This is a genomic window from Caballeronia sp. HLA56, from assembly GCF_054655155.1.
In genome coordinates, this window is sequence record NZ_BAAHOB010000005.1 from 981316 (window position 1) to 1004268 (window position 22953).

21 protein-coding genes are annotated in these 22953 nt (G+C 63.8%); 17 read left to right on the plus strand and 4 right to left on the minus strand.

Annotation, left to right across the window (positions count from 1 at the left end; genetic code table 11):
• Positions 1-648, minus strand: a complete 648-nt coding sequence (locus ACYQ47_RS24155; protein WP_244826259.1) for a UDP-N-acetylmuramate--alanine ligase — start codon at positions 646-648, stop codon at positions 1-3.
• Between the two features lie 218 nt (positions 649-866).
• Here ACYQ47_RS24155 and mpl point away from each other — a divergent pair, with 218 nt between their 5' ends.
• The 16 genes from mpl to pyrF all read left to right on the plus strand — a co-directional run bounded on the left by mpl (position 867) and on the right by pyrF (position 18085).
• A complete protein-coding gene (gene mpl / locus ACYQ47_RS24160; protein ID WP_459907280.1) occupies positions 867-2261 on the plus strand; it encodes a UDP-N-acetylmuramate:L-alanyl-gamma-D-glutamyl-meso-diaminopimelate ligase in 1395 nt (464 codons plus the stop codon).
• Positions 2258-2857: a YqiA/YcfP family alpha/beta fold hydrolase gene (locus ACYQ47_RS24165; protein ID WP_309962414.1), complete on the plus strand. Its 600-nt coding sequence runs from the start codon at positions 2258-2260 to the stop codon at positions 2855-2857. Before mpl ends, ACYQ47_RS24165 begins: the two co-directional genes overlap by 4 nt.
• 83 nt (positions 2858-2940) lie before the next feature.
• Positions 2941-5031, plus strand: coding sequence for a ribonuclease catalytic domain-containing protein (locus ACYQ47_RS24170; RefSeq protein ID WP_459907282.1), 2091 nt, complete (start codon positions 2941-2943; stop codon positions 5029-5031).
• 61 nt (positions 5032-5092) lie between these two features.
• Complete coding sequence (aroE, locus tag ACYQ47_RS24175) at positions 5093-5941, plus strand: shikimate dehydrogenase (RefSeq protein WP_250492725.1); 849 nt, start codon at positions 5093-5095, stop codon at positions 5939-5941.
• Positions 5941-6693, plus strand: coding sequence for a monofunctional biosynthetic peptidoglycan transglycosylase (gene mtgA, locus ACYQ47_RS24180; RefSeq protein ID WP_244826254.1), 753 nt, complete (start codon positions 5941-5943; stop codon positions 6691-6693). Before aroE ends, mtgA begins: the two co-directional genes overlap by 1 nt.
• Positions 6694-7136: 443 nt before the next feature.
• Complete coding sequence (locus ACYQ47_RS24185; RefSeq protein WP_244828117.1) at positions 7137-8018, plus strand: IclR family transcriptional regulator; 882 nt, start codon at positions 7137-7139, stop codon at positions 8016-8018.
• Complete coding sequence (locus ACYQ47_RS24190) at positions 8015-8977, plus strand: 2-dehydro-3-deoxygalactonokinase (RefSeq protein WP_244826253.1); 963 nt, start codon at positions 8015-8017, stop codon at positions 8975-8977. The genes ACYQ47_RS24185 and ACYQ47_RS24190 overlap by 4 nt, the downstream gene beginning before the upstream one ends.
• Positions 8978-8995: 18 nt before the next feature.
• Positions 8996-9682: a 2-dehydro-3-deoxy-6-phosphogalactonate aldolase gene (locus tag ACYQ47_RS24195; protein ID WP_250465664.1), complete on the plus strand. Its 687-nt coding sequence runs from the start codon at positions 8996-8998 to the stop codon at positions 9680-9682.
• Positions 9679-10458, plus strand: a complete 780-nt coding sequence (locus ACYQ47_RS24200) for an SDR family oxidoreductase (protein ID WP_250526252.1) — start codon at positions 9679-9681, stop codon at positions 10456-10458. The genes ACYQ47_RS24195 and ACYQ47_RS24200 overlap by 4 nt, the downstream gene beginning before the upstream one ends.
• A gap of 113 nt (positions 10459-10571) precedes the next feature.
• Positions 10572-11579, plus strand: coding sequence for an arabinose ABC transporter substrate-binding protein (locus ACYQ47_RS24205; protein WP_244826250.1), 1008 nt, complete (start codon positions 10572-10574; stop codon positions 11577-11579).
• Between the two features lie 59 nt (positions 11580-11638).
• Positions 11639-13153, plus strand: coding sequence for an L-arabinose ABC transporter ATP-binding protein AraG (gene araG / locus ACYQ47_RS24210; protein WP_250465661.1), 1515 nt, complete (start codon positions 11639-11641; stop codon positions 13151-13153).
• Positions 13154-13177: 24 nt separating this feature from the next.
• Positions 13178-14194, plus strand: a complete 1017-nt coding sequence (gene araH, locus ACYQ47_RS24215; protein WP_244826248.1) for an L-arabinose ABC transporter permease AraH — start codon at positions 13178-13180, stop codon at positions 14192-14194.
• 75 nt (positions 14195-14269) lie between these two features.
• Positions 14270-15058: an SDR family NAD(P)-dependent oxidoreductase gene (locus ACYQ47_RS24220; protein ID WP_244826247.1), complete on the plus strand. Its 789-nt coding sequence runs from the start codon at positions 14270-14272 to the stop codon at positions 15056-15058.
• The gene (locus ACYQ47_RS24225; RefSeq protein WP_459907287.1) at positions 15049-15924 is read left to right on the plus strand and encodes an SMP-30/gluconolactonase/LRE family protein; all 876 of its coding nucleotides are present in this window, start codon (positions 15049-15051) and stop codon (positions 15922-15924) included. Before ACYQ47_RS24220 ends, ACYQ47_RS24225 begins: the two co-directional genes overlap by 10 nt.
• 82 nt (positions 15925-16006) lie before the next feature.
• A complete protein-coding gene (locus ACYQ47_RS24230; RefSeq protein WP_250465656.1) occupies positions 16007-17140 on the plus strand; it encodes an aldose 1-epimerase in 1134 nt (377 codons plus the stop codon).
• A gap of 132 nt (positions 17141-17272) precedes the next feature.
• On the plus strand, positions 17273-18085 hold the full coding sequence (pyrF, locus tag ACYQ47_RS24235; RefSeq protein WP_459907290.1) for an orotidine-5'-phosphate decarboxylase: 813 nt from the start codon (positions 17273-17275) through the stop codon (positions 18083-18085).
• A 155-nt stretch (positions 18086-18240) separates the two neighbouring features.
• Here pyrF and ACYQ47_RS24240 read toward each other — a convergent pair whose 3' ends face one another.
• From ACYQ47_RS24240 to thiL, 3 genes are read right to left on the minus strand one after another with little or no spacing between them, the layout of a single operon-like run.
• Complete coding sequence (locus ACYQ47_RS24240; protein ID WP_459907292.1) at positions 18241-18741, minus strand: CinA family protein; 501 nt, start codon at positions 18739-18741, stop codon at positions 18241-18243.
• 39 nt (positions 18742-18780) lie between these two features.
• Entirely contained in the window at positions 18781-19320 is a 540-nt protein-coding gene (locus tag ACYQ47_RS24245) for a phosphatidylglycerophosphatase A family protein (protein ID WP_244826242.1), read from the minus strand.
• Positions 19310-20314 (minus strand): thiamine-phosphate kinase, encoded by a 1005-nt coding sequence (gene thiL, locus ACYQ47_RS24250; RefSeq protein WP_459909288.1) that lies wholly within the window; start codon positions 20312-20314, stop codon positions 19310-19312. The genes ACYQ47_RS24245 and thiL overlap by 11 nt, the downstream gene beginning before the upstream one ends.
• A 263-nt stretch (positions 20315-20577) precedes the next feature.
• On the opposite strand from thiL, the gene ACYQ47_RS24255 reads away from it, so the two are divergent.
• Positions 20578-22872, plus strand: coding sequence for an NADP-dependent malic enzyme (locus ACYQ47_RS24255; protein WP_244826241.1), 2295 nt, complete (start codon positions 20578-20580; stop codon positions 22870-22872).
• The last annotated feature ends 81 nt before the right edge of the window (positions 22873-22953 follow it).

Genomic DNA, 22953 nt, shown 5'->3' on the forward strand with positions numbered 1-22953 from the left:
TCAGCCGCTGATTTCGAGCGACGGGGTATCGGGATGATCGAGCAGCGTGCGTACCGTCGCGGCGTTCGCACGCGCGAGACGTCCGCGGCCATCGGCGCGCACGGCGCCACGCAAGTCGTCAGGATCGTAGAGCGCGATGTGCAGGCCCATTGGTTCCTCGCCCGGTATGCGCTGCAAAAAACTCAGCGTTTCTACGTAACCGCGCCCGGCGAAATGCCGCGTCTCCGACACGTCGTACTGAATGTTCGCATTCAGCAAGTAGATCGCGACTTCCTTCGGGTTGTCGCAGAAGCATTGCAAGTGGACGTCGGAATGCTCGCCCGCCGTGCCGTTGAGTACCGCGCCCGTCAGATAAGGATCGAAGGGCTTCAACCGTTCCATCCATTCGAGCGCGAACTCGCGCATGCGGCGCAGGACGACAGGCTGACTGTCGCTCTGGAAGATCGCCTGATACTCGCGGATCTCCTCTTCGATCTGATCGTTGTCGGGCAAGAACTCGCCGCCGATCTTCGCCTCGCCGACCACCTGCCGCGCCGCCTTGCGCTTGGCTGTGGAGTAGTCGAGGCCGTCTTCGGCGATCATTCTCGCGGCCGCGATGGCGATTTCCTCGCGCACGCGCTGCGGATCGAAATGTGATTTGCGAACCATGGCGAAATAATACTAGATATCGTTGAACGGCTTCGATCGGGTCTCGATCGAGCGTTGATCGGCCCTCGATCGCGCCGGTTTGCATCGGCTGCCGGCGGGCGTAAGGTGGCGGAGTGCGTCGGTTACAATATGCGCCTCCAGGCGTCTTCGCGCACGGCGTGCACGCGGCGCCGTTTCATGTTTCCCGCACTCTTCGCCCACGCGGCGCGACACGGTTTATGCACATCCACATCCTCGGCATCTGCGGCACCTTCATGGGCGGACTCGCCGTGCTGGCGCGCGAAGCGGGCCACAAGGTCACCGGCTGCGACGCCGGCGTCTACCCGCCGATGAGCACGCAACTCGAAGCGCAAGGCATCGAACTGATCGAAGGTTACGGCGTCGAGCAACTCGCGCTCGAACCCGACCTGTTCGTGATCGGCAACGTGGTGTCGCGAGGCAACCCGCTGATGGAGGCCATTCTCGACCGCAGCCTGCCTTACACGTCGGGTCCGCAGTGGCTCGGCGAGCACGTGCTTACGGGCAAGTGGGTTCTGGCGGTTGCGGGCACGCACGGCAAGACCACGACGAGCTCCATGCTTGCGTGGTTACTGGAAGATTCGGGCTTGAATCCGGGCTTTCTCATTGGCGGCGTGCCGCTCAACTTCGGCATTTCCGCGCGACTGACCGACTCGAGCTTCTTCGTCATCGAAGCCGACGAATACGACACCGCGTTCTTCGACAAGCGCTCGAAGTTCGTCCACTATCGGCCGCGCACGGCGGTGCTCAACAATCTCGAATTCGATCACGCCGATATCTTCCCTGATCTCGCCGCCATCGAAACACAATTTCATCATCTCGTGCGCACGGTGCCGGGCATCGGACGCATCGTCACGAACGGGCGCGAAGGCGCGCTCGAACGCGTGCTGACGCGCGGCTGCTGGTCGAGCGTCGAACGCTTCGGTGTGGATGGCGGCTGGCAAGCGCTACCCGCGACCGAGGGCGTGCGCGTCGACGAGCAATTCGCGGTGTATTGGGAAGGCGAGCGTCAAGGCGTGGTCGAGTGGCAAGTGCAGGGCGAACACAATCGCATGAACGCGCTCGCGGCGATCGCAGCGGCGCGCTCGGTCGGCGTGCCGGCGTCGCAAGCGGTCAAGTCGCTGGCGAGCTTTCGCAACGTCAAGCGGCGCATGGAAGTGAAGGGCAGCGTGGATGGCGTCACCGTCTACGACGACTTCGCGCACCATCCAACCGCCATCGAAACCACCGTTGCCGGCCTGCGCACGCGTATTGGCGACGCGCGCATTCTGGCCGTGCTGGAGCCGCGCTCCAACACCATGAAACTCGGCACGATGAAAGCGCAGTTGCCCGGCAGTCTCGCCGACGCGAATCTCGTGTTCGGCTACGGCGCGCGTGATGGCCGCGACAAACTCGGCTGGGATCTGGCGGAAGCGCTCGCACCGCTCGGCGACAAGGCACAGGCATTCAACGAGATCGAACCGTTGGTGAAGGCGGTCGCGGCCGCCGCGCGCCCCGGCGACCACGTGCTCGTGATGAGCAACGGCGGCTTCGGCGGCGTGCATCAAAAGCTGCTCGACGCACTTTCGGCGCGTCCGTCCGGAGGAAACGCGTGATTCTCTACCTGCACGGCTTTCGCTCCTCGCCCCAATCTTTCAAGGCGCGCGTCATGCGTGCGCGTCTGGCGGACCTTGGGCGGCTGAGCGAATGGCAGTGTCCGGTATTGCCCGTCTCGCCGAAAGAAGCGATCGAACTGGCGGAATCGCTCGTCGCGAATACATCCGCTGCCGAAATCACCGTGGTCGGCAGTTCGCTCGGCGGTTTCTACGCCACGTATCTCGCCGAAAAGCACGGCTGGCGCGCCGTGCTGCTCAATCCCGCCGTGGTGCCGCAGCGCGATCTGAGCCACTATCTCGGCGAACAGCCGCTGTGGCATGGCGGCGGCAGCATCACCGTGTTGCCGCGCCATCTGGACGAACTGCGCGCGCTCGCCGTCGATAAGATCACGCAGGCCGAGCGTTACTATCTGATTGCGGCCACCGGCGACGAAGTGCTCGATTACCGCACCATGCTCGCCCACTACCCCGGCGTGCGCACCACGCTGATCGAAGGCGGCGATCACGCCATCAGCGACTTCCCCGACTATCTGGACGACGTGCTCGCGTTCTGCGGACGCGAACCGCCGCCCGCCGTCGCATCCGCGGCCGCATGACACACGCGCGGCGCGAGGACATAGCCCATTCAACCGCCGGCGCGCTTGCCGCGACCCGGTCCACCGTTTTACGAGAGTATTGAGTGAACGTTTTCTTCGAGGAATCGGGTAGTTTCAAGGCCGGATCGGTGCTGTCCAAACAGGGCGATGCCTTCCAGGTCGAATTGCCGGGCGGACGGCGTGCGAAAGTGCGCGCGAAAGACGTGCTGATCGAATTCGATAAACCCGCTGCGGGCGAGCTGATGCAGGAAGCCGACGCCATCGCGCAGGAAATCGATCTCGACTTTCTGTGGGAATGCGCGCCCGACGACGAATTTCCGTTCGCCACGCTCGGCGCGGATTACTTCGGCGACAAATTCGGCGCGGCCGAACGCGCGGCGCTCGTGCTGCGCATGCATGGCGCGCCGGTGTACTTTCGCCGCAAGGGGCGCGGGCAGTATCAGCGAGCGCCGCAAGAGCAATTGCAGATGGCGCTTGCCGGGCTCGAACGCAAGCGTCAGCAGGCGCTCGTGCAAGCGGGCTACGAAGAGGAACTGAAGGCGGGTAAGTTGCCCGAGGCGCTCGCGGGCAAGGCAATCGGTTTGCTCACGAAGCCCGACAAGAACTCCATCGAGTACAAGGCGCTCGAAGCGGCGGCGGCCGCGCGCGGAATTTCGCAAGCGCGGCTCATGCTGGAATGCGGCGGAATTGCCTCGGCGCGCGCCTTGCACGAAGCGAAGTTCCTGTCGGAGTTCTTTCCGCACGGCGTCGGTTTTCCGTCGCTGCAACCCGCGCCTTTCCCGGAAGACTTGCCCGAAGCGGATGTCGAAGCATTCTCCATCGACGACGTCACGACGACCGAGATCGACGACGCCTTTTCCGTCCAGCATCTCTCCGATGGCCGCGTGCGCGTGGGTATTCACATCGCGGCGCCGGCGCTTGGCATCGCGCGGGGCGATGCGATCGACGCCATTGCGCGTGGCCGGCTGTCCACGGTCTACATGCCGGGCGACAAGATCACCATGTTGCCCGACGACGTCGTCAATGTTTTCACGCTCGGTGAAGGCGGCTTGCGCCCGGCGCTGTCGCTTTACATCATCGTGAATCGCGAGACGCAGGAGATCGTCGCCACCGAAACGCGCGCCGAACGTGTATTCGTGAAGTCGAATCTGCGCCACAACCATCTCGACGAACACGTCACCGAAGAGACGCTCGCGGACGGCAGCGGCGATTATCCGCACAAGGCGGACATTGCCGTGCTCTGGCCGCTGGCTCAAGCGCTCTTCGAAAAGCGACAGCAGGCGCGCGCCACTTACGGTCTGAAGCGCGAAGTGCAGCGCAACAACGACTTCAATTTCTATGTCGAAGGCGAGCACATCACCATTACGCCGCGCCGCCGTGGCTCGCCGCTCGATCTGATCGTCGCCGAACTGGCGATTCTCGCGAATTCGTCGTGGGGCGCGTTTCTCAACGATCACGGCGTACCGGGCATTTACCGTTCGCAGCGCGGTTTCGGCGGTCCCGGTCCAAAGCGCACGCGCATGCAGACCACGCCCGCGCCGCACGAAGGCTTGGGCGTCGCACAATATGCGTGGAGCACCTCGCCGCTGCGCCGTTATGTCGATCTCGTGAATCAGTGGCAATTGCTCGCGTGCGTGCAGCATGGCGTGACGGCCAAGCTCGCCGCGCCGTTCAAGCCGAAGGACGCGGATCTCTTCGCCGTGGTGCAAGGTTTCGACGATACCTACACCGCTTATGCCGATCATCAGCGCCGCATGGAGTATTTCTGGTGTCTGCGCTGGCTCAAGCAGGAGAACAAGCGGCAAGTTCCAGCATCGGTCATCAAGGACGATCTGGTGCGTCTCGAAGAAATTCCGCTGATCCTGCATGTGCCCGGACTCGGCGTGCATGCGCGCGGCACGCGTTTGATGCTCGAAGTCGTATCTATCGATGAACTGACCGTCGAGGCGTCGTGCCGCCTGCTGCACGTGATCGACGCGCCCACGCAAAGCGCGCCGGTGGAAGAAGACGAAGCCGAGGAAGAGATCGTCGAAACCGTCGATCTCAGCGCCGAGAGCGAAGCCGAAGCGCAGGCGGAAGTCTCCGCGACGGAGCCGTCGGCCGAAGGTGCCGAAGGTGCCGGCGGAGTCGAGGGTGCAGGCGAATCGCAAGAGTCTTCGGAGCGGGCGGAATGAAGCCGCGCGCCGGCATGATCCAGAGCGCGCACGCCGCGCGCCAACTCACGGGACGCGCGCGATGACGCAACGCGATCAATACGTGGTGATCGGCAATCCGATCGAGCACAGCAAATCGCCGTGGATTCACGCGAAATTCGCTATCCAGACCGGCGAGCCTATCGAGTACGGACGCATCCTTGGGCCGCTCGGCGGCTTCGAGGAGCAAGCCAGAACGTTCATGGCGTCGGGCGGACGCGGCATGAACGTGACCGTGCCCTTCAAACTCGACGCCCACGCTTTCGCCAATACACTCTCGCCGCGCGCGGCCGCTGCGGGCGCGGTCAACACGCTGTCGTTTGGTGCGGATGGCGTGCGCGGCGACAACACGGACGGCGTCGGCCTCGTGCGCGACATCGAAGTGAATCTCGGCGTGAGCCTCACGGGCAAGCGCGTGTTGCTGCTTGGCGCAGGCGGCGCGGCGCGCGGCGTCGTGCTGCCTATCTTCGATCGCTCGCCGGCGGCGCTCACCATCGTGAATCGCACGGCTGAGAAGGCGCTGCAACTGGTCGATCAGTTCGCGGAAGCCGCGCTCGCGTCGAACGTGCGGTTTGCGGGCGGCAGCGCGAAGAGCGCGGAAGAAGGGCGCTACGACGTCATCGTCAACGCGACCGCGGGCAGTCTCGACGCCGCCTTGCCCGACTGCGACGACGCCGCGTTCGGCGCCGGCACGCTCGCCTACGACATGATGTACAGCGCGAAGCCAACGGTGTTCATGCAGCACGCCGAACGCCTTCAGGCGCGCGCGGCGGATGGCCTCGGCATGCTCGTCGAACAGGCGGCCGAATCGTTCTTCATCTGGCGCGGCGTGCGCCCGGACGGCGGCGCGGTATTGCGCGAGCTGCGCCAGGTGCTCGCAGCCAAAGTCTGATGACGACCGCACCCATTTCCGAGCACACGCGCACGCGGCAGCGGCGCGGGGTGCGGCTCGGTCCCGCGCGCTGGATCGGTTATGGCGTGTCGGTACTGGTTATCGCCGCGCTCGCGACGCAGCTCTACTTCTTCGCGCAGATCGCGGTCTGGACCGTGGTAAATCCCGGCGCGACGGCCTTCATGCGCGCCGACGCCTGGACCCTCGCGAAAGAGCGTCCTGGCATCGAACTGCAACGCACGTGGGTTCCGTACGACCAGATTTCGCGCAATCTGAAGCGCGCGATCATCGCGTCGGAAGACTCCAACTTCGTCAATAACAACGGCTACGAAACCGACGCCATCTTGCAAGCCTGGGAAAAGAACAAGGCGCGCGGAAAGATCGTCGCGGGCGGTTCGACCATTTCGCAGCAACTGGCGCGGAATCTGTTCTTGTCGCGTGAGAAAAGCTATATCCGCAAGGCCGAGGAACTCGTCATCACGTCGATGCTCGAGCTTTTGATGGACAAGCAGCGCATCTTCGAGATCTATCTCAATTCGGTCGAGTGGGGTAATGGCGTCTACGGCGCGCAGGCTGCGGCCCAGTATTACTACAAGACGACGGCGGCAAAGCTGTCCGCGTCGCAAAGCGCACGGCTTGCCGTCATGCTGCCGCGTCCGAAATACTTCGACGATCACCGCGCGACGCCGTATCTGACCAGGCGCGCCAACGTAATCGCGCGGCGAATGGGCGCGGCCGAGTTGCCCGAGTGAAATTTAGCTGGCCGCGATAAACAAGTTAAAGCCCTGATTTATCAGGGCTTTTTTGTTTTCAAAAGGCTGTCGGCCGTCAGCTTTACTCCCATTATGTGAACAGTGCGATCACATATTGAATTATCGAGATAGGCGGAACTACAATCCGACCACAGCATAAAAAGCACACGCGCCAGTCATCCGAGACGGGCGCGACGAAGAATATCCAGAACAACGGAGACAAGTCATGCAATCGATCGCCTGCCCGCGTTCGCGGGTCGCGTCACGCGCCTCATCTTTCGGATTCGTCATCGCTTCGGCGGGCGCTTGGGCTTGTGCCGCGCGCGCCGTCCAGCTTGCACGCTTCGCATGACGCGCGTCGTGTTCATCGAGGAACGAGCGGCATGACCAAAATCGAACAAACCGAATCCGCGCCGAACGTGCGCGATATGTCGGCCAACGCCATGAACGACGGCGCCGACAAGAAAAGCAACGGCCATCATCGGCGCGATCCGGACGCCTTCGCGCTGCCGAGCGCGCTCGTCGACATCACGCCGCAACAGGCAGGCACGCAAACGCTTTTGCGCGGCCTCGCGATTCTCGAAGCCGCCGCCAACGGCGCGCGCGATCTGCGCTCGTTCGGCGCGGCGCTCGGCACCACGCGCAGCACGACGCATCGGCTCGTGAGTTCGCTCGTGCAGGCGCGTTATCTCCGGCAAGTGCAGGGCGGCTATCTGCTCGGGCCGAAACTGATCGAACTCGGCACCATCGCGCTCGAACAGATGCCGCTCACGGCGGTCGCGCGTCCGCATTTGCAGTCGCTCGCGGAACACACGCACGACACCATTCACCTCGGCGTGCGCGACGGCGACGACGTGCTCTACATCGACAAGATTCCGGGCACGCGCGGGTTGGAAATGCGCTCGCGCGTGGGGCATCGCATGCCGCTGGCATCGACGGGAATCGGCAAGGCAATGATGCTCGACCTCGAAGCCAACGTCTGGAAGAAGCTGCTCGACGCGTCGCTGCGCGCGCTCGCCCGCACGAGTTTCAAGCCGGAGAACCGGCCGGACATGGACACGTTTTTGCAGCGCATGACACGCTATTCGCAAGGTGGCTTTACCTTCGATCTCGAAGAGAACGAGGCGTCGATCCGCTGCGTGGCGGCGCCCGTGCGCGATGCGTCGGGTGCGATCGTCGCGGCGCTTTCGGTGGCGAGCACGATTCCCTATATGCCCCACGAACGCATGGAAGAACTGATTCCGGTCGTGCAGCGCGAAGCGCGCGCAATCTCCGAGGAACTCGGCTGGCGCGCGCCGCAAGCCAACCGCAGGATCAAGCGATGAGCGCGCCCGTTCTGATCGCGCTCGACTGGGGCACGACGTCCCTGCGCGCTTATCTGCTCGATGCCGCGGGCGCCGCGCTCGACACGCGCGCTTCGTCGGCGGGAATCATGAAGCTGCCCGCTGGCGGCTTCGATCAGGCTTTCGAGGAAACCTGCGGCGCTTGGCTGAGCGCAAATGCGCAACTGCCCGTCATCGCGGCGGGCATGGTCGGCAGCGCGCAGGGTTGGATGGAAGCGCCTTATGTCGAAACGCCCGCCGATGCCGACGCGCTCGTCGCGGGCATCGTCACGGTAAAGGCGGCGCGGGGCGCGACCGTTCATGTCGTGCCGGGCGTGCTCGAACGCGGCACGCTGCCGAACGTGATGCGCGGCGAGGAGACGCAGATTTTCGGCGCACTCGCGAGCGATGCGTCGCTGAACACGGCGAGTGGCGCGCTCATCGGTCTGCCGGGCACGCATGCCAAGTGGGCATTCGTGCAAGCGGGACGGATCGAACGCTTCTATACGTTCATGACGGGCGAGACCTTCGGCGCACTGCGCGATCACACCATCCTCGGCCGCACGATGGAGCAGGACGCAAAGCCGGACAGCGCGGCGTTTCTGAGAGGCGTCGATACCGCGCGCGATGCCGGTCATGCCGGCCTTCTGGCGACGATCTTCAGCACGCGCACACTCGGACTGACCGGTCAGCTCACGGCGGCCGAGCAGCCGGATTATCTGTCGGGACTTTTGATCGGCCATGAACTGCGCGGCCTGAACGAAGTGCTGGCGCGCGAGAACGCGACGCTCGCGGGCAAGACGTTGCGTCTGATCGGCAACGATGCGCTGTGCGACCGCTATCGCGCGGCCCTCGCGCAATACGGATGCAACGACGCGCAGACGGTGGCGCAAGCGACCGAATCCGGGCTTTATCGAATCGCATTGCAGGCCGGGTTGATCGCCAAGCCCGCGCGCATGTGACACGGAAAGGAGAAACGAATGCAACCGCCCATCAATCTACCCGCGCCTTACGGCATGCACGGCGGCCTCGCGAAAGCGTTCGCCGCGTGTCCGCTGATCGCGATCCTGCGGGGCATCACGCCCGAGGAAGCCGAGGCGCACGGCCGCGCGCTGTATGAAGCGGGCTTTCGCATCATCGAAGTGCCGCTCAATTCGCCGCAGCCGTTCGACAGCATCGCGGCGATCCGCCAGGCGCTGCCCGCCGATGCCATCGTCGGCGCGGGCACGGTGCTGCATGCGAGTTACGTCGACAGCGTGCGCGCGGCAGGCGGCGAACTGATCGTGATGCCGCACAGCGACGCCGATGTCGTGCGCGCGGCGAAAGCGCAGGGGCTCGCCTGCGCGCCGGGCGTGGCAACGCCGAACGAAGCGTTTCTCGCGCTCAAGAACGGCGCGGACGTATTGAAGATGTTCCCCGCCGAACAACTCGGCGCGCATGTCGTGAAGGCGTGGCGCGCGGTGATCGCGAAAGAAGTGCCGCTGGTGCCGGTGGGCGGCGTCGCGCCGGACAACATGGGGCCATTTCTCAGCGCGGGCGCGAACGGCTTCGGTCTCGGCTCGGCGCTGTACAAGCCGGGGCAGAGCGAAACTGCGACGGCATCGCATGCGAAAGCGTTCATCGACGGACTAGCGGTCGCGCGTTCCACACGGGGCGAGAAGCAATGAACCGCCTCGCCGGCAAGGTCGCGATGATCACGGGCGCCGGGCGCGGCATCGGTGCGGCGATCGCGCTGGCGTTTGCGCGCGAGGGCGCGGCGGTCGCGCTCGCCGAACTCGATATCGAGACGGCGCAAGCGACGGCTGAACGCATCGCGAAGGAAGCGAATTCGACGCGCGTCGTCGCGATCGGCACGGACGTGACGCAGAGCGCATCGGTGAAGGACGCGGTCGCGCAAACCGAAAGCGCGTTCGGCCCGCTCGACGTGCTCGTGAACAACGCGGGCATCAACGTGTTCTGCGACCCGCTCACGATGACCGACGAAGACTGGCGGCGCTGCTTCGCCGTCGATCTCGACGGCGTCTGGAACGGCTGCCGCGCGGCGCTGCCCGGCATGGTCGAGCGCGGCGCGGGCAGCATCGTGAATATCGCCTCGACGCATTCGTTCAAGATCATCCCCGGCTGCTTTCCGTATCCGGTGGCCAAGCACGGCGTGATCGGACTGACGCGCGCGCTCGGCATCGAATACGCGCCGAACAACGTGCGCGTGAATGCCATCGCGCCGGGTTATATCGAAACGCAACTGACGCTCGACTGGTGGAACGGCCAGCCCGATCCAAAGGCCGCGCGCCAGGCCACACTGGATTTGCAGCCGATGAAGCGTATCGGCCAGCCGCGAGAAGTGGCGATGACGGCGGTGTTCCTCGCATCCGAGGAGGCGCCGTTCATCAACGCGAGTTGCATCACGATCGATGGCGGGCGCTCTGCGCTCTACCACGACTGAAGTCACGAATGACGCACTGGCCGTGGTGCGGCATCACTACAAAAACGCGGCCGCCAACCAACTAAGCGCCCGTGCGCGGGCATGATTCGAGCAAAAAGTCGGGAGACAAAACGATGAAACGCAGACTGTTCCTTACGCTTCTCGCCGCTGCGACGGCCACGAGCGCCACCATGATCGCCGCGCCGGTTGCGCAAGCCGCCGACGACGTCAAGATCGGCTTCCTGGTGAAGCAACCCGAAGAACCGTGGTTCCAGGACGAATGGAAGTTCGCCGAAATGGCCGCGAAAGCGAAGGGCTTCACCCTCGTGAAGATCGGCGCGCCGTCGGGCGAAAAGGTCATGAGCGCGATCGACAACCTCGCCGCGCAAAAGGCTCAGGGGTTCATCATCTGCACGCCTGACGTCAAGCTCGGACCGGGCATCGTGGCTAAGGCGAAGGCCGACAAACTCAAGATGATGACCGTGGACGACCGTCTCGTCGACGGTTCCGGCAAGCCGATCGAAGCCGTGCCGCACATGGGCATTTCGGCTTACAACATCGGCAAGCAAGTCGGCGACGGCATTGCGGCCGAGATCAAGAAGCGCGGTTGGGACGTGAAGGAAGTCGGCGCCATCGACGTGACTTACGAACAGCTGCCGACCGCGCATGACCGCACGGCCGGCGCCACCGACGCGCTCGTGGCATCGGGCTTTCCGAAGGCGAACATCATCATGGCGCCGCAAGCGAAGACCGACACCGAAAACGCGTTCAACGCCGCGAACATCGCGCTCACGAAGAACCCGCAGTTCAAGCACTGGGTGGCCTACGCGCTCAACGACGAAGGCGTGCTCGGCGCGGTGCGCGCGGCGGAAGGCCGTGGCTTCAAGGCTGACAACATGATCGGCATCGGCATCGGCGGCTCGGATTCGGCGATCAACGAGTTCAAGAAACCGAACCCGACGGGCTTCTACGGCACGGTCATCATCAGCCCGAAGCGTCACGGCGAGGAAACCTCGGACCTGATGTACGCGTGGATCAAGGACGGCAAGGCGCCGCCGGCACTCACGCTCACGACCGGCATGCTGGCAACGCGTGAAAACGTGGCGTCGGTGCGTCAGCAGATGGGCTTGGCATCGAACTAAGTCATTGGACGAGAGCGGGCCGCGCGTGGCGTGGCTCGCTCGAAGCATAAGGAGGCGATGTGTCAGCGACGCTGCGTTTTGACAATATCGGCAAGGTTTTTCCAGGCGTGCGCGCGCTCGACGGCGTGTCGTTCGACGTCAACGCCGGCGAAGTTCACGGTTTGATGGGCGAGAACGGCGCGGGTAAATCGACCTTGCTCAAGATTCTCGGCGGCGAGTATCAGCCCGATTCGGGGCGCGTGCTCATCGACGAAAAGGAAGTGCATTTCGGAAGCGCCGCGGCTTCGATTGCTTCGGGCATCGCGGTGATCCATCAGGAGTTGCAGTACGTGCCGGACTTGACCGTGGCCGAGAACCTGCTGCTCGGCGCGCTGCCGAACCGGCTCGGCTGGGTCAACAAGCGCGAGGCGAAGAAGCACGTGCGCGACCGGCTGACGGCGATGGGCGTCGATCTCGATCCCAACGCCAAGCTGCGCAAGCTCTCGATCGCGCAGAGGCAGATGGTGGAAATCTGCAAGGCGCTGTTGCGCAACGCGCGCGTGATCGCGCTCGACGAACCGACGAGTTCGTTGTCGCATCGCGAGACGGAAGTGCTGTTCAAGCTCGTGCGCGATCTGAAGGCGGACAACCGCGCGCTTATCTACATCTCGCATCGCATGGACGAGATTTACGAGCTGTGCAATGCCTGCACCATCTTCCGCGACGGCCGCAAGATCGCGTCGCATCTTTCGCTGAAAGACTTGCCGCGCGACACGCTGGTTCAGGAGATGGTCGGCCGCGAGATCAGCGATATCTACAACTATCGCGCGCGTCCGCTCGGCGACGTGCGCTTCTCGGTCAAGAACCTGCAAGGCGCCGCCCTGAGCGCGCCGGCGAATTTCGAAGTGCGGCGCGGCGAGATCGTCGGTTTCTTCGGGCTGGTGGGCGCGGGGCGCAGCGAATTGATGCACCTCGTCTACGGCGCGGACAAGAAGAAGGAAGGCGCGATCGAACTCGACGGTCAGCCGATCAAGGTGCGCAGCACGGGCGAAGCGATTCGACACGGCATCGTGCTGTGCCCGGAAGATCGCAAGGAAGAGGGCATTGTCGCGATGGCGACGGTCGCGGAGAACATCAACATCTCGTGCCGCAGGCATTATCTGCGCGCGGGTTTGTTCCTCGATCGCAAGAAGGAAGCGCAGACGGCGGATCGCTTCATCCAGCTCTTGAAGATCAAGACGCCGAGCCGCAGACAGCGCATCCGCTTTTTGTCGGGCGGCAATCAGCAGAAAGCCATTCTGTCGCGCTGGCTCGCGGAGCCGGATCTCAAGGTCGTGATCCTCGATGAACCGACGCGCGGTATCGACGTCGGCGCCAAGCACGAGATCTACAACGTGATCTATCAACTGGCGGAGCGCGGCTGCGCCATCGTGATGATTTCGTCGGAACTGCCCGAAGTGCTGGGCGTGTCCGACCGGATCGTCGTGATGCGGCAAGGGCGTATAGCGGGCGAATTGCCGCGCGGGAAGGCGAACGAGCAGTCGGTATTGAGTCTGGCGCTGCCGCAATCGGACACGGTCGCGGAAGCGGCTTAAAGAGAGAAGACAGGGGAGCACATCATGGAAGCAAGAGAAAACATCGTCGGGCAAGCGGGTGAGGCGGTGGCGAACGCGCTGATTCCGCAGAAGAACGACAAGCAAAAGTGGTATCAGCAACTGACGGAATACAGTCTGATCGTGATCTTCGTGGTGATGTTCGCCACGATGTCGCTGACGGTCGATCACTTCTTTTCGATCGAAAACATGCTCGGACTGGCCTTGTCGATCTCGCAGATCGGCATGGTGGCCTGCACGATGATGTTCTGCCTCGCCTCGCGCGACTTCGACCTTTCGGTCGGCTCGACGATCGCCTTCGCCGGCGTGCTTTGCGCGATGGTGTTGAACGCGACGGGCAATACGTTCATCGCGATCATCGCGGCGGTGGCGGCGGGTTCGGTGATCGGCTTCGTGAACGGCGCGGTGATCGCCTATCTGCGCATCAACGCGCTGATCACCACGCTCGCCACGATGGAAATCGTGCGCGGCCTGGGCTTCATCGTGTCGCACGGTCAGGCGGTGGGCGTGTCGTCGGACACCTTCATCGAACTCGGCGGACTGTCGATGCTGGGGATTTCCCTGCCTATCTGGGTCACGCTTGCATGTTTCATCGTTTTTGGCGTATTGCTCAACCAGACTGTGTACGGCCGCAATACGCTCGCAATTGGCGGCAATCCGGAAGCCTCGCGGCTCGCGGGCATCAACGTGGAGCGCACGCGCGTGTGGATCTTCCTGATCCAGGGCGCGGTCACCGCGCTCGCGGGCGTCATTCTCGCTTCGCGGATCACGTCGGGTCAGCCGAATGCCGCAGAAGGTTTCGAATTGAACGTGATTTCCGCGTGCGTGCTGGGCGGCGTGTCGCTGCTCGGCGGACGCGCGACGATCTCGGGCGTCGTGATCGGCGTGCTCATCATGGGCACGGTCGAAAACGTGATGAACCTTTTGAACATCGACGCGTTCTATCAGTACCTCGTGCGCGGCGCGATCCTGCTGGCCGCCGTGCTGCTGGATCAGCTGAAGAATCGCGGGTCGCGGGACTAAGCCTCCGGTCGTGTCGTTTGCATCGCCGCGAAAGCCATACGGCTTTCGCGAAGCCAAACTCTTGTGAACAAGCCCATGTCAGCCACTGAAAAGAAGCTCGCCGTTTATCCCAGCCTCGCGGGCAAGACCGTGCTCATCACGGGCGGCGCCACCGGTATCGGCGCGTCCTTCGTGGAAAACTTCGCCGGTCAGGGCGCGAAGGTCGCGTTCTTCGATATCGATACGGCCGCGGGCGAAGCGCTCGCCGACCGGCTCGGCGCGTCGCTGCCCGAAGGCCGTTTCAAGCCGCTCTTCTTGCGTATCGATCTGACCGACATCGACGCCTTGCGTAAAGGCATCGTCGATGTGCGCTCGGCGCTCGGGCCCATCAGCGTGCTCGTCAACAACGCGGCGAACGACAAGCGTCATTCGATCGAATCGGTGACGCCCGAATCGTACGATGCCGGCATCGCGGTGAACATTCGCCATCAGTTCTTCGCGGCGCAGGCGGTCATCGAAGACATGAAGCAGCTCGGCGGCGGCTCGATCATCAATCTCGGCTCCATCAGCTGGATGCTCAAGCAAGGCAATTTCCCGGTCTACGTCACGTCGAAGTCGGGCGTGCAGGGCATGACGCGCGGCCTCGCGCGCGATCTCGGCAAGTTCGGCATTCGCGTGAATACGCTCGTGCCGGGCTGGGTGATGACCGAAAAGCAAAAGACGCTCTGGCTCGACGACGCAGGCCGCGAAGCCATCAAGCTCGGCCAGTGCATCGACGCCGAATTGATGCCGGAACATCTCGCGCGCGCGGCGCTGTTCCTGGCGTCGGACGACAGCAGCATGTTGACCGCGCAGGATATCGTCGTCGACGGAGGATGGGCGTGAAAGCGCGCCTTCTCGTCGACAGCCAGTGCGCGCTCGGCGAAGGCGCGACGTGGTGCGCGCGAAGCGGCCGCTTCTACTGGACCGATATCGAAGGCAAGCGTCTGTGGCGTTACGATCCGCGCGATGGCAAAAGCGAATCCTTCGAAATGCCCGAGCGGCTCGCGTGCTTCACGCCGTGCGCCGATGCGGGACGCTTGCTGCTCGGCCTTGCATCGCGGCTCGCGTTCTTCGACCTGACGACGCGCGAGATCGAGACCATCATGCTCGTCGAAGCCGACTTGCCGACGCGTCTGAACGATGGCCGCTGCGACCGCGAAGGGCGCTTCGTGTTCGGCACCAAGCACGACGTGGAGGATGCGCAGGCGGTCGGCGGGTTCTATCGGCTGAATCACGATTTGTCGCTCGAACGGTTGCCGCTTCCGGACTGCGCGATCTCGAACAGCATCGGCTTCAGCCCAGATGGCGCGACGATGTACTACTGCGATTCCCCGACGCGCCAGATTCGCGCGTGCGATTACCCGAGCTTCGCGAACGACCGCGTGTTCGTCGAATTGAGCGATGCGACGGGCGTTCCCGACGGTTCCATCGTCGATGCCGATGGCGGGCTCTGGAACGCGCAATGGGGCGGTTATCGCGTGGTGCGTTATGCACCCGATGGCCGCGAAAGCGCGCGTGTCGATGTGCCGAGCGCGCAACCGAGTTGCGTCGCGTTCGGCGGCGCGGACTTCGCATTGATGTATGTGACGAGCGCGCGCGTCGGACTGAACGAGCGTGCCTTGCAGACCGATCCGCATGCAGGCGGCGTGTTCATCGCCACACCGGGTGTGCGCGGAATCGAAGAAGCGGTATTTCAGGGCAAGCCATGAAACCAAGGCGCCGCGCTCTGCGTTCAAGCGCGCCCAAGCCCGGCCACGCCGGGCAGTTTCGCCTCTCGCTGGAGTACGAGCCATGACTGCTGCGCGCACAGAAACAGGATCGAACGCGGTATCCGCATCCACGGCGCAGGCGAACGCCCGCCGTTCTCGTCTCGCCGCCGCCAAGGAGCCGCCGATACGCCCCGGCCCGGGCACCGCGGCGGTCGCTATCGGCAGCGCGGGCGTCGCTGGCTGCATCACGCTTGCAAACGCGCATTTGCGGCTCGATGTCGCGCCTTCGCTCGGCGGCGGCATTACACGATTCGACTGGCGTCATGAAGGCGCGCTCGTGCCGATCTTCCGACCTTGCATCGAACCGGGCCCGGACACCGATCCGAATCAGCTCGCCTGCTATCCGCTGCTGCCGTATTCGAATCGCATCGGCAATGGGCAGTTCGAGTTTTCCGGCCGCGCGATCGACGTGCCGTGCAACCGCGCGGGCGAACCGCTGCCCATTCACGGCGACGGCTGGCTCGGCGCGTGGCAAGTGGAAGACGAAGACGCAGACGCAGCCCATGTGCGCATGACGCTCGACCGGCGCGACGGCAAGCCGTATTCGTATCGCGCAACGCAGACTTATGCCTTGGACGACGCGACGCTCGTCGTGACACTCGACGTTCAGAACACGGGCGATCAGGCGCTGCCGTTCGGTCTCGGGCTGCATCCGTTTCTAATGCGCGAAGCGGATACGGAGTTATCCGCGGCGGCGGGCGGTCTCTGGCTTTGCGGCGACGACTGGCTGCCGGTGCGTCACGTTCCCGCGCCGCCCGCGTGGCAGTTCGGCGTGGCATACCCGATGCCGTCCGAGATGGTGAACAACGCCTTCACCGGCTGGAGCGGACGCACGAGCGTGCTGTGGCCCAGGCGTCGGCTGTCGCTCATCATCGCCGCCGATACCGACTACTACGTGCTCTACGCGCCGCCCGGCGAGAACTTCTTTTGCTTCGAGCCGGTGGATCATCCGATCAACGCGGTGAACCTGCCCGGTGGAGGCGAGGCGCACGGCATGACGGTGCTCGAACCGGGCGAGCGGCTCGCGCGTACGTTTCGCTTCACGGTCGAGCGAACGGGCGATGCGTCGCGGCGGGCCAGTCCACGCACGCGCGCCCGCGCGGGTTCGGGCGCGAAGGCGAAGGCACGCGCAACGCATGCACGCGTGGATGGCTGAAGGAAAGCCAGATGACAGACGCCTGAGAGCAAGCGATAAAAGCGGCGGCTTGCCGGACGATTCGGAGGAGTAGGGTGGAACGCCGGCACGTTAAAATGCGTGCCATCGACGTTCTTCGAGAAGCCTCCCGCCATGTCCTTCATTCAATCGCTCAACGCCGCGTGGTCGCGCACGCAATCGCTGCTGTGCGTCGGTCTCGATCCCGAGCCGTCGAAGTTCCCGGCCGCGCTCAATGGCCGTTCGGACGCGATCTTCGAGTTCTGCCGCGATATCGTCGATGCCACCGCGCCTTACGCGTCATCGTTCAAACCGCAGATCGCGTACTTCGCGTCGAATCGCGCGGAAGATCAACTCGAAGCGCTGATCGCGCATGTCCACGAGAAGCATCCCGGCATTCCCGTGATCCTGGATGCCAAGCGCGGCGACATCGGCAGCACGGCGGAGCAATATGCGCGCGAGGCGTTCGAGCGCTATCGTGCGGATGCGGTCACGGTCAACCCGTACATGGGTTTCGATTCCATCGAGCCGTATCTCGCGCATAAAGGCAAGGGCGTGATCGTGTTGTGCCGGACCTCGAACGCGGGCGGCTCCGATCTGCAGTTTCTCGATACAGGCGGCAGGCCGCTTTATCACGTGGTCGCGACGCTCGCGGCCGAAAGGTGGAATAAGAACGGTCAGCTCGGACTCGTGGTCGGCGCGACGTTTCCGAGGGAAATCGAAGCGGTGCGTTGTATCGTCGGCGAGATGCCGTTGTTGATTCCAGGTATCGGCGCGCAAGGCGGAGATGTCGAAAGAACCGTGCGCGCGGGCCGCACTGGCAACGGCACGGGCATGCTGATCAATTCGTCGCGCGCGATCATCTACGCGAGCAAGAGCGAGGATTACGCTCAAGCCGCTGCGGACGCGGCGAAGAAAACGCGCGATTCGATCAACGCGTATCGATAAGAACGATGCGCGGCTTCGGCAATGCGACGATGCATTAAAGCCGCGCTGAAACGTGGATCAGCGGGTACCGATGAATTCGCGGCGTTTCAACGCTACGCCAACTCACGACCAATACCGCGAAGTCAGAACGCGATGCGATCGAAGCCACATCGCGCTTACTTCTCCCTGCGCTCCAGCAACTCCAGCAAGCCCCTCAACGCATGCGCCGCCGCCTGTGTGCGTACTTGTTCGCGGTCCCCCTTGAACAACTGCGTCTCGACAGCCGTATGCAGCCGATTGCTCCACGCAAACGACACCGTTCCCACCGGCTTCACCTCGCTGCCGCCCCCTGGCCCCGCCACGCCCGTGATCGACACCGCCACCTGCGCGCGGCTGTTGCGCAAGGCGCCTTCGGCCATTGCTTTCGCCACCGGCTCGCTCACCGCGCCATGCTGTTCGATCAACGCAGCCGGCACGCCGATCATCTCGGTCTTCGCGAGGTTCGAATACGTGACGAAGCCGCGCTCGAACCACGCACTGCTGCCGGAAATATCCGTGATCGCCGCCGCGACCATGCCGCCCGTGCACGACTCGGCGGTCGCGAGCGTCAGCCGTTCGTCGCGCAGCTTGTTGCCGACGCGAATCGCGAGTTGGTGAACCACGGTATCGGTTGCCATGACGATGTTCCGAAGGGTTGAAGGTGAGAAGAACGGCCGTCAGACGGTCATGCGCCAGAGCGCGATCACGAGCAGCGAGAAGAACGCCGCGACCAGATCGTCGAACATGATGCCGAAGCCGCCTTTCAAATGGCGGTCGAAATAGCGAATGGGCGGTGGCTTGACCATGTCGAAAAAGCGAAACACGACGAACGCCCACAACTGTCCGGTGAACGTCGCGGGCGTGACGAGCAGCAGCACGAGCCAGAACGCAATGATCTCGTCCCACACGACCGCCGACGGGTCCGCGACATTCATCTTCTTCGCGGTGAAGCCGCAGAACCAGCATCCGGCAACAAAGCCGATGACGATCAGCGCGCCCCATTCGGCCACCGTCAGATACTGATTGAACACGACGAACGAAACCCACGCGAAGAGCGTACCGACGGTGCCGGGCATGATCGGCGAAAGCCCGCTGCCGAAACCGAGCGAAAGAATATGCAGCGGATGCGTGAGCATGAAGCGCGCGCTCGGCTTGCGCGGCGCGCCGCGCGCAGTGGGGGGATCGCCCGGGAGCGCCGGGGTCGGGTCAGTCTGCATGAAAGTGGTCGAAGCCTTGCAACGTCAGTGAAAGCGGCGCGCCCGTGTTGTCGCGCCAGTCGATGGCGGGCGTACTCGTCGTGCACGGCGCGCTCATCGCTTCGATTGTACCGATGCGCGTCAACGCCACGCCCACGCGTGCTGCAATGCGAGCCACGGCGTCACGCCGCTCGCGCGGCGCGGTGAAGCAGAGTTCGTAGTCGTCGCCGCCCGCGAGCGCGCATTGGCGGCGCGCGGCTTCGGGCAACGCGCGAACGGCATCGGAGCACGGCACGGCGTCGGCATCGACGATGGCGCGCACGTTCGACCGCCTGAGGATATGCATGAGATCGCCGGCCAGGCCATCGGAGATATCGAGCGCCGCGTGCGCCACGCCGCGCAGCGCGAGACCGAGCGCCACGCGCGGCTCGGGGCGTTCGAGCGCCACGTTCCATGCGGACGACGCCGCCGGCCATTCGCCGCGTATTGCGCCGAGTCCCGCGCGGGCATCGCCCAAGGTGCCGGAAACGTAGATGTCGTCGTCGGGCATCGCGGCATCGCGACGCAATGCCGCGCCATGCGGCACGTCGCCGAAAACGGTGATGCAGATGTTGAGCGGACCGCTCGTGGTGTCGCCACCGATCAGCGCGCAGTCGAAGCGCTGCGCGAGCGCGAAGAGGCCGTCGCTGAATGCGGCGAGCCACGCTTCGTCGGCGCGCGGCAAGGCGAGCGCAAGCGTGAACGCGTGCGGCTTCGCGCCCATCGCGGCGAGATCGGAAAGGTTCACGGCGAGCGCCTTGTGGCCGAGCGCGTTCGGATCGACATCGGGAAAGAAGTGACGGCCTTCGACCAGCATGTCCGTGGAAATAGCCAGTTGATGTCCGGCGGGCGGCGCGATCAGCGCGCAATCGTCACCGATGCCAAGCGGCATGGCGGCCGCGTTGTCGTGTCGTGACGATGGCGGGCTCGCGCGGCGGGCGAAGTATCGATCAATCAGTGAAAACTCGGAGAGCATCGTGGGCGTCAAGGCTGATTGTTGCGCTGCAAGATAGAAATGTATTGGACGGCAAAATGCATCGGTGAGCGGTGAACGTACCCGCATCGTGTCTCGAAAAAACCGGCCGATGCGCTGAAAGCCTTGCTGTGCTTCAGGATCAGACCTTTTAAAGTCACGGCACTTGTAGCTGAATTGCATGGACTGCGGGCTAAAGCGCTACACGAATGGCGCTACAATGCGTTCGAACTTCCATTCTAATTCCCGCACTGCTAGCCCGCCTTATGACGACTGACGCCAATACCAAGCTTCGCGAAGCCGCGCTCGACTATCACGAGTTTCCGGTCCCCGGAAAGATCGCAATTGCGCCGACCAAGCAGATGATCAACCAGCGCGATCTCGCGCTGGCTTACTCGCCGGGCGTCGCGTTCGCGTGCGAGGCGATCGTTGAAAATCCGCTCAACGCCGCACGCTTCACCGCGCGCAGCAACCTCGTGGGCGTCGTGTCGAACGGCACGGCGGTGCTGGGTCTCGGCAACATCGGTCCGCTCGCTTCCAAGCCGGTGATGGAAGGCAAGGCCGTGCTCTTCAAGAAGTTCGCGGGTATCGACGTGTTCGACATCGAGCTCAACGAAAGCGATCCGCACAAGCTCGTCGAAGTGGTCGCCGCGCTCGAACCGACGTTCGGCGGCATCAATCTGGAAGACATCAAGGCGCCGGATTGCTTCATCGTCGAGCGCGAGTGCCGCAAGCGCATGAAGATTCCCGTCTTCCACGACGATCAGCACGGCACGGCTATCGTGGTCGCGGCAGCCATCACCAACGGCCTGAAGGTGGTCGGCAAGGACATCGCCGAAGTAAAGCTCGTGGCGTCCGGCGCGGGCGCGGCGGCGCTGGCCTGTCTCACCTTGCTCGTCGATCTCGGCATGAAGATCGAGAACATCTTCGTCACGGACTTGGCCGGCGTGGTCTATAAAGGCCGCACCGAACTCATGGACCCGGACAAGGAACGCTTTGCTCGCGAGACCAGCGCGCGCACGCTCGCCGAAGTGATGGAAGGCGCGGACGTGTTCCTCGGCTTGTCGGCAGGCGGCGTGCTCAAGCAGGAAATGGTCAAGGGCATGGCCGCGAAGCCGCTCATTCTCGCGCTTGCCAATCCGACGCCGGAAATCCTGCCGGAACTCGCGCTCGAAGTGCGCCCCGATGCCGTGCTCGCCACCGGCCGCACGGACTACCCGAATCAGGTCAACAACGTTCTGTGCTTTCCGTTCATCTTCCGTGGCGCGCTCGATGCGGGCGCGACCACCATCACGAAGGAAATGGAAATCGCGGCGGTGAACGCAATCGCGGAACTGGCGCGTCAGGAACAAAGCGATATCGTCGCGACCGCGTACGGCATTCAGGACTTGTCGTTCGGCCCCGAGTATCTGATTCCGAAGCCTTTCGATCCGCGTCTCATCGTGAAGATTGCGCCAGCGGTGGCCAAGGCCGCGATGGACAGCGGCGTGGCGACGCGTCCTATCGAGGACATGGACGCCTACGAACAGCACTTGCAGCAGTTCGTCTACCACAGCGGCACGACCATGAAGCCCGTGTTCCAGCTCGCGCGCAGCGTGGAGCCGGAGAAGAAGCGCATCGTGTTCGCGGAAGGCGAGGAAGAGCGCGTGCTGCGCGCCGTGCAGATCGCCGTCGACGAAAAAATCGCCAAGCCAATTCTCATCGGCCGGCCGGCGGTCATCAGACAGCGCATCACGAAGTTCGGTCTGCGGCTCACGCCGGATGTCGACTTCACGATGGTCGACACCGATCACGACGAGCGCTACCGCGACTTCTGGCAGACGTACTACAAGATGATGGCGCGCAAGGGTATCAGCGAGCAGATGGCCAAGCTCGAGATGCGCCGCCGCACCACGCTCATCGGCGCGATGCTGGTGGAAAAGGGCGAAGCCGACGGCATGATCTGCGGTACGGTAAGCACGACGCATCGGCATCTGCACTTCATCGATCAGGTGATCGGCAAGAAGGAAGGCGCGAAGGTCTACGCGGCCATGAACGGCCTCGTGTTGCCGGGCCGCCAGATTTTCCTGGCCGACACGCACGTCAACGTCGACCCGACGCCCGAGCAGCTCGCGGAAATCACCATCATGGCGGCGGAAGAGGTGAAGCGTTTCGGCATCGTGCCGAAGATCGCGCTGCTGTCGCATTCGAACTTCGGCACGAGCAACGCGCCGACCGCGCAGAAGATGCGCGACGTGCTGGCTATCCTCAAGCAACGCGCGCCCGATCTCGACGTCGATGGCGAAATGCACGGCGACGTCGCGCTCGACTCACGTTTGCGCAAGGAAGTGCTGCCGGAATCGACGCTCGAAGGCGACGCCAATTTGCTGATCCTGCCGAACATCGACGCCGCGAACATCTCGTACAACCTGCTGAAGACGGCGGCGGGCAACAACATTGCCATCGGTCCGATGCTCCTCGGCGCGGCAAAACCGGTGCATGTGCTGACGGCATCGGCGACGGTGCGGCGTATCGTCAACATGACGGCGCTGCTCGTGGCCGACGCGACCGCTGCACGGTGAACGAATGAACTGAGCGTCTGCCGTACGACGACGTGCCAATTGAACGCGGCGGAATTTTCCGCCGCGTTTTTTTTGGCAGCA

Bases quoted from the DNA above. Each gene is read 5' to 3' on its own strand.
- mtgA (WP_244826254.1), top strand. From the start codon at position 5,941: ATGACGACCGCACCCATTTCCGAGCACACGCGCACGCGGCAGCGGCGC.
- ACYQ47_RS24155 (WP_244826259.1), bottom strand. From the start codon at position 648: ATGGTTCGCAAATCACATTTCGATCCGCAGCGCGTGCGCGAGGAAATC.
- ACYQ47_RS24245 (WP_244826242.1), bottom strand. From the start codon at position 19,320: ATGCAGACTGACCCGACCCCGGCGCTCCCGGGCGATCCCCCCACTGCG.
- ACYQ47_RS24230 (WP_250465656.1), top strand. From the start codon at position 16,007: ATGACTGCTGCGCGCACAGAAACAGGATCGAACGCGGTATCCGCATCC.
- araH (WP_244826248.1), top strand. From the start codon at position 13,178: ATGGAAGCAAGAGAAAACATCGTCGGGCAAGCGGGTGAGGCGGTGGCG.
- ACYQ47_RS24190 (WP_244826253.1), top strand. From the start codon at position 8,015: ATGAGCGCGCCCGTTCTGATCGCGCTCGACTGGGGCACGACGTCCCTG.
- ACYQ47_RS24195 (WP_250465664.1), top strand. From the start codon at position 8,996: ATGCAACCGCCCATCAATCTACCCGCGCCTTACGGCATGCACGGCGGC.
- ACYQ47_RS24200 (WP_250526252.1), top strand. From the start codon at position 9,679: ATGAACCGCCTCGCCGGCAAGGTCGCGATGATCACGGGCGCCGGGCGC.
- pyrF (WP_459907290.1), top strand. From the start codon at position 17,273: ATGTCCTTCATTCAATCGCTCAACGCCGCGTGGTCGCGCACGCAATCG.
- aroE (WP_250492725.1), top strand. From the start codon at position 5,093: ATGACGCAACGCGATCAATACGTGGTGATCGGCAATCCGATCGAGCAC.
- ACYQ47_RS24225 (WP_459907287.1), top strand. From the start codon at position 15,049: ATGGGCGTGAAAGCGCGCCTTCTCGTCGACAGCCAGTGCGCGCTCGGC.
- ACYQ47_RS24240 (WP_459907292.1), bottom strand. From the start codon at position 18,741: ATGGCAACCGATACCGTGGTTCACCAACTCGCGATTCGCGTCGGCAAC.
- thiL (WP_459909288.1), bottom strand. From the start codon at position 20,314: ATGCTCTCCGAGTTTTCACTGATTGATCGATACTTCGCCCGCCGCGCG.
- ACYQ47_RS24205 (WP_244826250.1), top strand. From the start codon at position 10,572: ATGAAACGCAGACTGTTCCTTACGCTTCTCGCCGCTGCGACGGCCACG.
- ACYQ47_RS24185 (WP_244828117.1), top strand. From the start codon at position 7,137: ATGAACGACGGCGCCGACAAGAAAAGCAACGGCCATCATCGGCGCGAT.
- ACYQ47_RS24255 (WP_244826241.1), top strand. From the start codon at position 20,578: ATGACGACTGACGCCAATACCAAGCTTCGCGAAGCCGCGCTCGACTAT.
- ACYQ47_RS24220 (WP_244826247.1), top strand. From the start codon at position 14,270: ATGTCAGCCACTGAAAAGAAGCTCGCCGTTTATCCCAGCCTCGCGGGC.
- mpl (WP_459907280.1), top strand. From the start codon at position 867: ATGCACATCCACATCCTCGGCATCTGCGGCACCTTCATGGGCGGACTC.